11 protein-coding genes, 1 rRNA gene and 1 other annotated feature are annotated in these 12,791 nt (G+C 50.5%); of the genes, 6 read left to right on the top strand and 6 right to left on the bottom strand.

The features are described 5' to 3' along the window. From ABRZ26_RS18320 to rluD, 4 genes are all read right to left on the bottom strand, one after another. Nucleotides 1-81: ribosomal RNA gene (locus ABRZ26_RS18320) — 16S ribosomal RNA — on the bottom strand; the annotation flags it as partial. A gap of 477 nt (nucleotides 82-558) precedes the next feature. Further along, nucleotides 559-3,132, bottom strand: a complete 2,574-nt coding sequence (gene clpB, locus ABRZ26_RS18315) for an ATP-dependent chaperone ClpB (RefSeq protein WP_319605559.1) — start codon at nucleotides 3,130-3,132, stop codon at nucleotides 559-561. Between the two features lie 133 nt (nucleotides 3,133-3,265). After that, entirely contained in the window at nucleotides 3,266-3,991 is a 726-nt protein-coding gene (yfiH, locus tag ABRZ26_RS18310; RefSeq protein WP_319605558.1) for a purine nucleoside phosphorylase YfiH, read from the bottom strand. Between the two features lie 7 nt (nucleotides 3,992-3,998). Further along, on the bottom strand, nucleotides 3,999-4,976 hold the full coding sequence (gene rluD / locus ABRZ26_RS18305; protein ID WP_319605557.1) for a 23S rRNA pseudouridine(1911/1915/1917) synthase RluD: 978 nt from the start codon (nucleotides 4,974-4,976) through the stop codon (nucleotides 3,999-4,001). 133 nt (nucleotides 4,977-5,109) lie between these two features. Between rluD and bamD the strand changes: the two genes are divergently transcribed. The 3 genes from bamD (at nucleotide 5,110) to pheA (ending at nucleotide 8,030) form a co-directional block, all read left to right on the top strand. Continuing rightward, nucleotides 5,110-5,844, top strand: coding sequence for an outer membrane protein assembly factor BamD (bamD, locus tag ABRZ26_RS18300; protein ID WP_319605556.1), 735 nt, complete (start codon nucleotides 5,110-5,112; stop codon nucleotides 5,842-5,844). A gap of 289 nt (nucleotides 5,845-6,133) precedes the next feature. Further along, nucleotides 6,134-6,472 carry a ribosome-associated translation inhibitor RaiA gene (gene raiA / locus ABRZ26_RS18295; protein WP_319605555.1) on the top strand — a complete coding sequence of 113 codons (339 nt, stop codon included), beginning with the start codon at nucleotides 6,134-6,136 and terminating at the stop codon, nucleotides 6,470-6,472. A 175-nt stretch (nucleotides 6,473-6,647) separates the two neighbouring features. Next, nucleotides 6,648-6,776: a sequence feature (Phe leader region), on the top strand. 93 nt (nucleotides 6,777-6,869) lie between these two features. Beyond that, nucleotides 6,870-8,030, top strand: a complete 1,161-nt coding sequence (gene pheA, locus ABRZ26_RS18290) for a bifunctional chorismate mutase/prephenate dehydratase (RefSeq protein WP_319605554.1) — start codon at nucleotides 6,870-6,872, stop codon at nucleotides 8,028-8,030. A 66-nt stretch (nucleotides 8,031-8,096) separates the two neighbouring features. Here pheA and tyrA read toward each other — a convergent pair whose 3' ends face one another. Further along, nucleotides 8,097-9,218: a bifunctional chorismate mutase/prephenate dehydrogenase gene (tyrA, locus tag ABRZ26_RS18285; protein WP_319605553.1), complete on the bottom strand. Its 1,122-nt coding sequence runs from the start codon at nucleotides 9,216-9,218 to the stop codon at nucleotides 8,097-8,099. 5 nt (nucleotides 9,219-9,223) lie between these two features. Then, nucleotides 9,224-10,297 (bottom strand): 3-deoxy-7-phosphoheptulonate synthase, encoded by a 1,074-nt coding sequence (locus tag ABRZ26_RS18280; RefSeq protein ID WP_319605552.1) that lies wholly within the window; start codon nucleotides 10,295-10,297, stop codon nucleotides 9,224-9,226. Between the two features lie 230 nt (nucleotides 10,298-10,527). Between ABRZ26_RS18280 and btsR the strand changes: the two genes are divergently transcribed. The 3 genes from btsR (at nucleotide 10,528) to ABRZ26_RS18265 (ending at nucleotide 12,724) form a co-directional block, all read left to right on the top strand. Beyond that, on the top strand, nucleotides 10,528-11,244 hold the full coding sequence (gene btsR, locus ABRZ26_RS18275) for a two-component system response regulator BtsR (RefSeq protein ID WP_319605551.1): 717 nt from the start codon (nucleotides 10,528-10,530) through the stop codon (nucleotides 11,242-11,244). A 16-nt stretch (nucleotides 11,245-11,260) separates the two neighbouring features. Then, nucleotides 11,261-11,641, top strand: coding sequence for a DUF2799 domain-containing protein (locus tag ABRZ26_RS18270; protein WP_319605550.1), 381 nt, complete (start codon nucleotides 11,261-11,263; stop codon nucleotides 11,639-11,641). A gap of 138 nt (nucleotides 11,642-11,779) precedes the next feature. Continuing rightward, nucleotides 11,780-12,724 carry an SAM-dependent methyltransferase gene (locus ABRZ26_RS18265; protein WP_319605549.1) on the top strand — a complete coding sequence of 315 codons (945 nt, stop codon included), beginning with the start codon at nucleotides 11,780-11,782 and terminating at the stop codon, nucleotides 12,722-12,724. Nucleotides 12,725-12,791 lie beyond the last annotated feature (67 nt).

Raw genomic sequence — 12,791 nt, 5'->3', positions numbered from 1 at the left:
TTCTTCCCGCTGCCGCTCGACTTGCATGTGTTAGGCCTGCCGCCAGCGTTCAATCTGAGCCATGATCAAACTCTTCAATTTAAGATTTGTTTGATTCGCTAAGTTAATAGCTGTGCTCAAAGAATTAGTAACTGTTCATTCGTAATGAATTTACTGCTAGTCACTCTTCAAGACTTTTTTATATCGTCAGCCGATAGGTCTTGTGAGTGCCCACACAGATTGTCTGATTAAATTGTTAAAGAGCAGTGCCACGATATCCCGTGGCGTGGGCCGCATATACTATGCTTTTCCGCTGTGAAGTCAAGTGATTATTGCCTGGCTTCTTACTGTCATCGTCAACGCGTATTCGCCGTTGCCGTGTCAGTGGGAGCGCATTATAGGGACTTCCCGCCGGCTTACAAGCGCTAAATGCAAAAAAATCATCAAGCGCTCAAAAATAAGTCAAAACCCCATTTATAGACTGGGTTTTGTACTAAAAATGGGGATTATCTACACAAAGAAAGAGAAAACGGGAGAAATAGGCTATTTCCCCCGTTTGATTCTCGTTAAAAAGCGACATTATTGACGAGCAATGATGTTCTCGCCATCAACATCCAGAGTAACCAGTTTGCCTGGGATTAACTTGCCGGACAGAATCTGCTGAGCTAACGGGTTTTCAATCAGTTGCTGAATTGCCCTTTTAAGCGGACGAGCGCCATAAACCGGATCGAACCCAATTTCACCCAACCGTTCCAGCGCGGCATCCGTTATTGTCACCTTGTAGCCGCGCTCTTCAAGGCGCTTGTACAAACGCTGTAGCTGGATCTTGGCGATCGATGCGATGTGTTTTCTTCCCAGTGGATGGAATACCACCACTTCATCAATACGGTTGATAAACTCAGGACGGAAGCTATGACTAACGACTTCAAGCACCATCCCTCTCATCTCTGCATAACTCCGCTCGCCAAAACGCTCCTGAATCAGATCCGATCCCAGGTTCGAGGTCATAATCACAACCGTGTTGCGAAAATCCACCGTACGCCCTTGTCCATCGGTCAAACGCCCATCATCCAATACCTGCAACAGAATATTGAACACATCTGGATGCGCCTTCTCGATTTCATCCAGCAAAATAACCGAGTAAGGACGGCGGCGGACGGCCTCAGTCAGGTAACCCCCTTCTTCATACCCGACATATCCCGGAGGCGCGCCCACTAAACGCGACACCGAGTGTTTTTCCATAAACTCAGACATGTCGATACGCACCATCGCATCATCACTGTCGAACAGGAAAGAGGCCAGCGTCTTACACAATTCCGTTTTACCCACCCCAGTCGGCCCAAGGAACAGGAAAGAACCGATTGGACGATTAGGATCGGACAGACCGGCACGACTGCGTCGGATAGAGTTCGCCACCGCTTCGACGGCTTCATCCTGTCCGATTACCCGCTGATGCAGCGCCTCTTCCATTCTTAACAGTTTTTCACGTTCACTTTCCAGCATCCTGGACACGGGAATCCCCGTCCAACGCGCGAGCACTTCGGCAATTTCAGTATCCGTAACGCGGTTACGCAACAGATGCATGGTTTTGCCTTCCAGTTGGGTTGCCGCCGCCAGCTGTTTTTCCAACTCGGGAATTTTGCCGTATTGAATTTCGGACATCTGGCCCAGGTCACCCTGCCGACGCGCTTGCTCCAGCGATATTTTTGCCTGCTCCAGCGCGGCCTTGATATTCTGAGTGCCGGTGAGCGAGGCTTTTTCCGCTTTCCACTCTTCTTCCAGTTTGGAGTACGCGCGCTCTTTCTCTTCAAGCTCGGTATTTAGCAGTTCCAAACGTTTTTGGCTGGCTTCATCCGACTCTTTCTTCAGCGCCTGCTGTTCCAGTTTTAACTGAATGATACGGCGGTCGAGACGATCCAATGGCTCAGGTTTCGAGTCAATCTGGATACGAATACTGGAAGCGGCTTCATCAATCAGGTCAATCGCTTTGTCCGGCAGCTTACGATCTGCGATGTAACGATGAGACAAGGTAGCCGCCGCGACAATGGCCGGGTCAGTGATCTGCACATGGTGGTGCAACTCATAACGTTCTTTAAGGCCACGTAAGATGGCAATGGTATCTTCTACCGTAGGTTCAGCGACAAATACCTTCTGGAACCGTCGTTCCAGCGCGGCATCTTTTTCAACATACTGCCGATATTCATCCAGCGTCGTGGCGCCGACGCAATGCAATTCACCGCGGGCCAGGGCCGGTTTCAGCATGTTGCCGGCATCCATGGCGCCGTCAGCTTTCCCGGCGCCCACCATCGTATGAAGTTCATCGATAAACAGGATAACGTTCCCTTCCTGTTTGGATAAATCGGTAAGCACGCCCTTTAGCCGCTCTTCAAATTCGCCACGATATTTAGCGCCGGCAACCAGCGACCCCATATCCAGGGAGAGAACGCGCTTATTTTTTAGACCTTCCGGTACTTCGCCGTTAATAATACGCAGCGCCAAACCTTCGACGATGGCGGTTTTACCGACCCCCGGCTCGCCGATTAAAACAGGGTTATTTTTCGTTCGACGTTGTAATACCTGAATGGTGCGGCGAATTTCTTCATCACGGCCGATGACCGGGTCAAGTTTGCCCTGTTCCGCGCGTTCGGTCAGGTCGATGGTATATTTTTTTAATGCCTGCCTCTGATCCTCAGCGCCTTGATCATTCACTTGTTCTCCTCCTCTGATTTGATCAATTGCTTTGGTAACGCTTTCCTGCGTTGCCCCCGAATTTTTAATCATGTCGCTCAACGTGCTGCGCGAATCCAGCACCGCCAACACAAAAAGTTCAGAGGAAATAAAGGTATCGCCACGCTTTTGAGCCAGCTTATCGCACACGTTTAAAGTGCGAACCAATTCGCTGGATGGCTGGACATCCCCACCGGTGCCTTCTACCTGAGGTAAACGCGCGATTGCGTGGTCGATCTCATTTTTCAGATGGGGAACGTTGGAGCCAGCCGCTGTCAGCAGCGGGCCGACGGTACCGCCTTCCTGATTAAGTAAAGCACTCATCAGGTGAAGGGGTTCGATAAATTGATGGTCTCGTCCGAGGGCAAGAGATTGGGCATCGGAAAGAGCCAGTTGAAACTTGTTGGTAAGACGATCCAGACGCATAACACCTCCCATGAAACTGGTCAAAACTGCTACTGGAGATCAGATGAGGTCAACCCTCAAGATTTCAAGGTTATTTTGCCAATAGCGATGGGATTAAATTGTTATTTGCCGTGGATCGCCTTAATTCAATAGGTTATATCAGCCAGATTAAACTTGCCATACGGCCCGTCACACCATCACGCCGATAGGAGAAAAATCGCCGCGCATCGCTGACCGTGCAAAACTCGCCGCCAAAGATCTGCGTCACGCCGCCAGCGCGTAAACGTAAACGCGCCAGTTGGTATATATCGGCAAGAAACTTATCACCATTAGGTCTGAATGCCGATATCGCCGTAACGTCATGTTGAATAAAAGCATCCCGGACTTCCGGCCCGACCTCGAATTTTTCCGGGCCGATGGCTGGACCAAGCCACGCCATAACCTGAGAGGGTTCGGCACGAAAGCAGGATAACGTCTCCTCCAATACGCCCGCACACAACCCGCGCCAACCGGCATGCGCCGCGGCGACTTCATCGCCAGCGACGGAGCAAAACAGAACCGGTAAACAGTCGGCGGTCATCACGGCGCAAACCGGCCCCTTGCGATCGGTGTAAACCGCATCCCCGCAGACAGTAGACGGCCGGTCGCCGCCAATACGAATAGTTTGCGTGCCGTGAACCTGTTCCAGCCAATGGGGCATCGAGGGTAAGCCGGCCTCATCCATCAGGAGCTGACGGTTCACCCTCACTTTTTCAGCCTCATCGCCCACATGGTTTCCCAGATTGAGCGCATCATAAGGCGGTAAACTGACGCCGCCGTAACGGGTTGTGCTACATGCCCGGACACACGCCGGGATAGGCCAGTCAGGATGTATCAGCATTATTTAATCACCAATCGAGTTGATCCTGGAACGCTTCCGTATCTGCTTTTAATGCATTAATGAGATCGACCATGTCCTGCGGCAAAGGCGCATGCCATTCCATTTGTATCCCGCTGATTGGGTGATATAAACGCAACATTGTGGCATGCAGCGCCTGCCTATCGAAACCACGCAGCGCGGTAATAAACGCATCTGAAGCGCCTTTCGGCGGGCGCGGACGTCCGCCGTAAAGTTGATCGCCCACCAGGGGATGATTAATGTGCGACATATGCACACGAATCTGGTGAGTACGTCCGGTTTCCAGACGCAGGCGCAATCTTGTATGCGCGCGGAAGTGCTCCATGATGCGGTAATGCGTGACCGCGGGTTTCCCCATAGGATGAACCGCCATATGCGTGCGTTTGGTCGCATGACGCGCTATCGGTTCCTCTACCATTCCCCCCGCGGTCATGGTGCCGATCGCAACGGCTTCATATTCACGCGTAATTTCACGCGCCTGTAATGACTCGACCAGCCGGGTCTGCGCCGGCACCGTTTTCGCGACCACCATCAATCCCGTGGTATCTTTGTCCAGACGGTGAACAATCCCCGCCCGCGGCACGTCCGCTATCTCAGGATAGTAATGCAATAACGCATTAAGCACGGTGCCGTCGGGATTGCCGGCGCCAGGGTGAACGACGAGTCCTCTGGGCTTATTGATGACCAGAATATCCGGGTCTTCATACACGATATCCAGTGCGATGTCCTGTGCTTCCCAACGCGACTCTTCTTCGATAATTGCATCAATATCAACCAATTCGCCGCCCAGCACCTTCTCTTTTGGCTTATTGATTACATTACCGTTAATCTGTACCCGGTTCTCCAGAATCCACTCTTTTATACGAGATCGTGAATAATCAGGGAACAATTCGGCCAAAGCCTGATCTAAACGTTGTCCGAGTTGGGATTCGGCCACCGTTGCGGTGAGTTGTACTTGTTGTGCCATAGTTGCAGCTTCTTCGTTAACGTTGGGTTTTCACGGCGACGCCGTTTAAAATAATGTACTATTGTAGCTGGTCTAAATCGGGAGCTTAACGGACAGTTTCCCGGAATAACACTCTGAGGATAATCAAAACGTCATGACGCGTATGAAATATCTGGTGGCTGCTGCCACGTTGAGCCTGGCGCTGGTTGGTTGCTCCAACGGTTCCAAAGATGCGGTTCCTGATAGTCCGCCATCGGTACTGTATGCTAATGCTCAGCAAAAATTGCAGGACGGTAACTTTAGAGCAGCCATCACGCAGTTGGAAGCACTGGATAACCGCTATCCATTCGGCCCTTATTCTCAGCAGGTGCAGTTGGATTTAATTTACGCCTACTATAAATCTGCCGAGCTACCTTTGGCCCAGGCCTCCATCGACCGCTTCCTTCGATTAAACCCCACGCATCCAAGTATTGATTATGTCTTGTACATGCGTGGATTGACGGATATGGCTCTCGACGACAGTGCATTGCAGGGATTCTTCGGCGTCGATCGTTCCGATCGCGATCCTCAGTATGCCCGCACTGCTTTCCGAGACTTTACCCGCCTGATTCAGGGCTATCCAAACAGCCAGTATGCGACCGACGCGAATAAACGGCTGGTCTATCTGAAAGAACGTCTGGCCAAATATGAACTTTCAGTCGCGCAATACTACACGAAACGCGGCGCTTATGTGGCGGTAGTTAATCGTGTGGAACAAATGCTGCGTGACTATCCGGATACTCAGGCAACGAAAGATGCTTTACCGTTGATGGAAAATGCTTATCGCGAGCTTCAGTTGGCAGCGCAAGCGGATAAAGTCGCGAAAATCATCGCCGCCAATCCAGCTTAAAACAACCAAACGAAAAATCGCCAAACGGCAGCTTCGGTTGCCGTTCTTTTATACGGTATGACAGGAAGAGAGGAGGCAATCACAGGCCAGGCGGGGCCACCTATCCATACAATAATGACATAGCCCTCATCCCCCCTCAAGCACTTCCCGTCGATTCTCGACCTCGCCTCACAAATCATGTTTTTTTGACAAAAAGTGACAAAAAAAAGTGATCATAATCACGATTTTTGTCTTCACTCGCGCTATGCTGAAATTATTCAAGACGGACAAAGGCAGAGAGGTAAGTTATATGACTATCAATATTACCAGTAAACAAATGGATATTACCCCCGCAATACGTCAGCATGTCGAAGACCGTCTTTCAAAACTGGATAAGTGGCAAGCTCACCTGATTAACCCGCACATCATTCTGTCAAAGGAGCCTCAGGGTTTTGTTGCCGACGCGACAATCAGTACGCCGAATGGTCCCTTGGTCGCCACTGCCAAGCATGAAGATATGTATGCCGCTATCAATGAACTTATCGCCAAGCTTGAACGTCAGCTAAACAAAGTTCAGCATAAAGGCGAAGCGCGTCGTGCGGCGGCAAGCGTCAAAGACGCCAACCTGCAAGTTCCGCAAGAAGAGTAACTCATCGCTACTCTTACTATCTAACGCGCCTTTGGGCGCGTTTTTGTATGGCGGACATTCTTGAAGAGCCAATATAGTGCGCCGCTCAACCATCTTCTCCGGCAATTTTGTATTGACAGAATGAAAAGCCAACGGTTACTGTTTCGTACTCATTTCTTATTTCATACTGGGTCAGCATGACTAACACATCGTTCTTCTTCGTATTCTTTTTCACCTTCCCCTGAATTTGGGAGGCGATTCGTCGTAAGAGTTGGAATACGAAGACGAACAAAAAAGCCTCCTGAAAACAGGGGGCTTTTTTTATGGCGGACTATCCCTGCCTCTGGCGGGCCGTCGCCGGCGACGTTGAAAATCGCGCCCGGCGATTATTATCAGGACAAAAACAGGTAACAATACCATGACCGATAACCCACTACTGGTTCTGCGTGAACGCATCAGTGAACTGGATTTAAAATTACTGCAATTACTGGCAGAAAGGCGGGAACTGGCGCTTGAGGTTGCACGCAGTAAATTACTGTCTCATCGCCCTATCCGAGATAAAGAACGCGAGCGGGATTTATTGGATAAGCTCACGACCATCGGGAAAAAATATCATCTGGATGGTCACTACCTTACCCGTTTATTCCAGATTATTATCGAAGACTCGGTGCTGACGCAACAGGCGCTATTGCAGCATCACCTCAATCAGACCAGCATTCATTCCGCGCGGGTTGCCTTTCTTGGGCCAAAAGGCTCATATTCACACCTGGCGGCCCGCCAGTACGCCGCCCGGCATTTTGAGCAACTCGTTGAGTGCGGTTGCCAGAAATTCCAGGATATTTTCAATATGGTGGAAACCGGTCAGGCTGACTATGCCGTATTACCGATTGAAAATACCAGTTCAGGATCCATTAACGACGTCTATGACCTGCTACAACACACCGGGTTATCCATCATCGGCGAACTGTCGAATCCGATTAATCACTGCGTTTTAGTGGCTACCGATACCAGCCTGGATCAAATAGAAACGGTGTATAGCCACCCTCAACCATTCCAGCAGTGCAGTCATTTCATCAATCGCTACCCTAACTGGAAAATTGAATATTGTGAAAGTACCGCCGCAGCAATGGAAAAGGTGGCTGCGCTCAACTCCCCCAAAGCCGCGGCGCTGGGCAGTGAAGCAGGCGGAATGCTGTATCAACTGAAGGTGCTGGAACACAACCTGGCCAACCAATCCCAAAACATTACCCGCTTTATTGTGCTTGCCCGTAAGCCCATTGAGGTTTCTGAGCAGGTTCCGGCAAAAACCACGCTGATTATGGCCACAGGGCAACAGTCCGGGGCGCTGGTTGAAGCGCTGCTGGTGCTGCGCGAGCACGGCATCATTATGACGAAGCTGGAATCCCGACCGATTAACGGTAATCCCTGGGAGGAAATGTTCTACATTGATGTACAGGCGAACTTGCGCAGCGATGCGATGAAAAAAGCCCTAAAAGAGTTAGCGGCGATTACGCGTTCATTGAAAGTTTTAGGCTGCTACCCCAGTGAAAACGTCGTTCCCGCAGACGTCGCCGAGTAAAAAAAACCATCCCGGCTAACGGCCGGGATGGCTGAATGTGAAGATGATGAATCGCCTGCGCGGCGCTTATTGGCGGATGTCGTTGGCCTGACGTAATAACGTCCGGCTTTCGGCCTGGAATCGACCCGCATAGTCGCCAAACCAGTGCTCAACTTTTTTGAAGCTATTGATAAACTCGGCTTTATCGCCCTGTTCCAGTAGCTCGATAGCCTCGCCAAAGCGTTTATAATAACGCTTAATCAACGCCAGATTATTCTCGGAAGACATAATGATATCCGCATACAGTTGCGGATCCTGAGCAAACAGCCGTCCTACCATTATCAATTCCAGACGATAAATCGGCGATGACAACGCCAGCAGCTGTTCGATCTGCACGTTCTCTTCCGCTAAATGCAGGCCATAGGCGAAAGTGGCAAAATGGCGCAGCGCCTGAATAAACATCATATTCTGATCGTGCTCCACCGCGCTAATACGATGTAGCCGCGCGCCCCATACCTGAATCTGCTCCAACAGCCATTGATAGGATTCTGGCTGACGGCCATCGCAATAGACCACCACCTGTTTCGCCAAACTGCCGCTGTCCGGCCCAAACATCGGATGCAGCCCAAGCACCGGTCCGTTGTGCGCCGCCAGCATGGCCTGCAAAGGCGCATTTTTCACCGAGGCTAAATCCACCAAAATACAATCGTCAGGCAGCTTAGGCAGACGGGCGATAACCTGCTCAGTCAGATGAATCGGTACGCTGACGATCACCATACCGGCGTCAGCCAGCAGGGTTTCCGCCTGCGGCCAGTCCTCTTGTTCCAGGATCTTGACCTGATAGCCCGACAGCGTCAGCATTTTTTCAAACAACGACCCCATTTGCCCACGCCCCCCCACAATCACTATCGAGCGGAGTTGCGGACATAGCGTTTTAAATCCCTTCTCATTCTCACTGGAATAGGACTCGCGCATAACCCGGCGCAGGATATCCTCAATCAGGTCGGGCGGCACGCCTAATTGGGCCGCCTCTTTACGGCGCAAACTGAGCATTGTTGATTCACGATCTGGCACATAGATAGGCAAGCCGTAACGGCTTTTGACCTCACCTACTTCCGCCACCAAACGCAACCGGCGTGACAATAGCGTTAACAGCTCTTTATCTACCTCATCTATCTGATCACGCAATGCGGTCAGTTCAGCTACCATTACTGTTACTCTCCTGAAAGTTTTACCCGCTCTGCGCCGATTTCCTGATGAACGGAACGCAGTAGCGTTTCTGTATTTTCCCAACTGATGCAGGCATCCGTTACCGATACGCCATAGCGCATTTTCGAACGCGGCTGTTCTGATGGCTGGCTGCCTTCATTAAGATGACTTTCCAGCATCAGGCCGATAATAGATTGGTTGCCTGCCTTAATCTGCTCGACTGCCGACTCGACCACGATAGGTTGCCGACGGTAATCTTTATTTGAGTTGCCATGGCTACAATCTATCATCAGGGAGGGTTTCAGTCCCGCCTCAAGCATCTGTTTTTCACATTCTGCAACATCTTGCGCACTGTAGTTCGGCTTTTTACCGCCGCGCAAAATAACGTGACCATCGGCATTTCCCTGCGTGTGCAACAGGCAAACCTGTCCGGACTGGTTGATTCCCATAAAACGGTGCGGCATAGACGCAGCCCTCATCGCATTAATTGCCGTTCCAAGGCTGCCGTCCGTACCATTTTTAAAACCGACGGGCATTGACAAACCAGACGCCATTTCCCGGTGCGTTTGTGACTCCGTGGTGCGGGCGCCAATTGCCGACCAACTGAACAGATCGCCCAGATACTGCGGATTATTGGGATCCAGCGCTTCAGTCGCCAGCGGTAACCCCATATTGACCAGTTTGAGGAGTAATTCACGAGCGATATGCAACCCGGCTTCCACATCGCAGGAACCATCCATGTGGGGATCGTTGATTAACCCTTTCCAGCCGACCGTGGTGCGTGGTTTTTCAAAATAGACCCGCATAACGATATACAGCCGATCGCTCAACTCGGCGGAGAGGGATTGCAAACGACGACCGTATTCCAAAGCCGCATCGGTATCGTGGATGGAACAGGGGCCGCACACAATCAGTAAACGGCGATCGCGTCCATGAATGATATCGGCAATCGTTTCGCGCGCGCGGGCAATCGCTTTTTGTTCGTCATCACTCAGAGGAAATTTGGCTTTTAACTCATCTGGGGTGATAAGCACTTGTTCTTCAACAATATTGATATTATTAAGCGAATCTTTTTGCATGTTCATATATTCCTGATAAATCCTGTATGACGTGATAGATGAATGCGCTCTATGCATTATGGCTACACCATATCACGAACCGTAAATTTTTCAATCCATAGATGTAAACTAAATTTACCACCACACAAAAACATCTGAAAGAGAGTCCCCTGCTCTTTACTGCTGTTTTTCATCATTCCAATCCCTAACCTGAATAATGCTAGAATCAGCGGAATATAAAGGGGGTTACGATGCTGAAAGCCATCATCATTGATGACGAACTACCCGCTCGTGAAGAGCTTGCCTTACTGCTGGAAAATGAACCTGACATAACGATCCTGGCCCAATGCGGCAACGCGCTGGAGGCGATACCGGCCATTCATCGCTTGCAACCTGACGTGATTTTTCTGGATATCCAGATGCCGAAAATCAGCGGACTGGAATTAGCCGCAATGCTGGATCCGGAAAACATGCCGTATGTCGTGTTTGTCACTGCCTATGATGAATATGCCGTGCGCGCGTTTGAAGAACATGCGTTCGACTATCTGCTAAAGCCACTGGACTCGCAGCGACTCGGCAAAACGCTGACGCGTTTACGTCGAGGCACAAGTGTAAATAAAAATATACAGCTAATTACCGAACCCTACCTGCGCCACATTCCATGCAACGGCCATAACCGCATTTTTTTACTTAAGGTCGATGAAGTGGAATATCTCAGCGCTGAATTGAGCGGAGTACATGTTGTTGGGATAAATGAGTCAGGCTATACGCAACTTTCTCTGAAAACGCTGGAAGAAAAAACGCCTTTCGTCCGCTGCCATAGGAAATATATGGTCAATACGGAGCTACTGAAAGAAATTAAGCTCCTGGAGAACGGTGCGGCGGAAGTGCTCACCAACACGGGAAAACATATTCCTGTCAGCCGACGCTATCTGAAATTATTAAAAGAAAAATTAGGCATCGTATAAAAATAGTGTGATTTTTATGATAATGCCCACACTGACGAAAGGTCTCATTATGAAATGCAGTTACGTCCTGGCTGTAATTCTTATTATCGCAGGGTGCCAAAATAACGTCTCTACGCCAATGGCCAGTGGAGAAAAAGACTTCTGGTATGAGGCCGGTTACCAGGACGCCGTGTCGGGCATGGTCGTCAAAGACAATAGCGTGCTGGAGGAGTGGTTCGGCAATCCGCAGGTCGATCGCGAGTCCTATTTGCGTGGATACGGCGCGGGACAGGCGAATTTTTGCCGAATCGACAACATGCGTGCGTGGGGGAAATCCGGCAAAAGTTTCCCCGCCAGTTGTGATGGCGTTGCCGAGGCCGAGAGCCTGAAAAATCAATGGCAACAGAGTGTCGAGTAATCCCCTGCCCCGTCATATCCAACCGCACACGCTCTGGCACAATTTCAGAAACCGCTGAATGCCATTGTAATTTCAATATGAGATAATAACGAAGGTAAAACAACCAGCGGAATAGTTAATTACTAACGGAGTAGTAACATGTCAAAAACCAATCAGCCCGGCGGCGCAACCCCTCACGCCGAACTGTTATCTCACCAAGATTCCTCTTTTGACCACCATGATGCCCTGATGGAATCCGCCAGAGACAGGATCCGTCAGTCAGGCGATCTTCCCGCCGCGTCCATTGAACAGCAACTCGCCATCCTGGAAGAGCTTGCCACCTTCGAACTGGGACGCTTTTTATTGCAGCATAATGGATTGAATGCCTACTGGACGCATCATCTGGTGACATACCGCGACGATGGATCCGCTGCCAATTTCAGCGGCCAGCTTGAGGCGCTTATTCACCAGCAGTTGCCTAGCGTACTGGCGACCCGTGAACGGTTCGGCATTTTCCGGCAGCAGTTGCAGCAGTTATTACGTCCCGGTATCGTTATGGCATCCGTTCCCTGCGGATTTATGGGCGATCTGATGCTGCTCGATTATAGCCATCATCAGGATGTCAGCTTAATCGGGGTCGATCTGGATCAGCAGGCGCTGGAAGGCGCACGACAACTGGCGGTTCAACGGGGTCTTGAAAAACAGTTATCGCTCTATTGCCATGATGCCTGGTCACTCAATCTGGGAACCCACGTCGATGTATTAACCAGCAATGGGCTGAACATTTACCAACCCGATGACGAACGCGTGACCGCATTATATTGTGCGTTTTTTGATGGATTGAAGCCCGGAGGTACGCTGGTGACCAGCTTCCTGACGCCGCCGCCGGCGCTGTCAGCAGACTCGCCCTGGCGAGAGGCCGACCCAACCCTGCTGGCGTTTCAGCAGTTGCTTTTCTCGCGTATCCTCAATGCGAAATGGACATCTTTTCGCACCCACGCGCAAACGAAGTTCCAATTGAGAAAGGCAGGATTCAGCGACATAGAGTTTATCAACGATCGCATGCACATGTTCCCCACGGTCGTCGCGCGCAAACCTCGCTAAGTATTCAATCTCGTCACATAAAAAAGGGCTTAGCCATTGGCTAAACCCTTCATTCGTAACAACTTTC

This window comes from Brenneria sp. L4-2C (assembly GCF_040240335.1).
Lineage (GTDB): Bacteria > Pseudomonadota > Gammaproteobacteria > Enterobacterales > Enterobacteriaceae > Brenneria.
The sequence above is the reverse complement of the archived record's forward strand: the minus strand, read 5'-3'. Positions and strand labels throughout refer to the sequence as shown.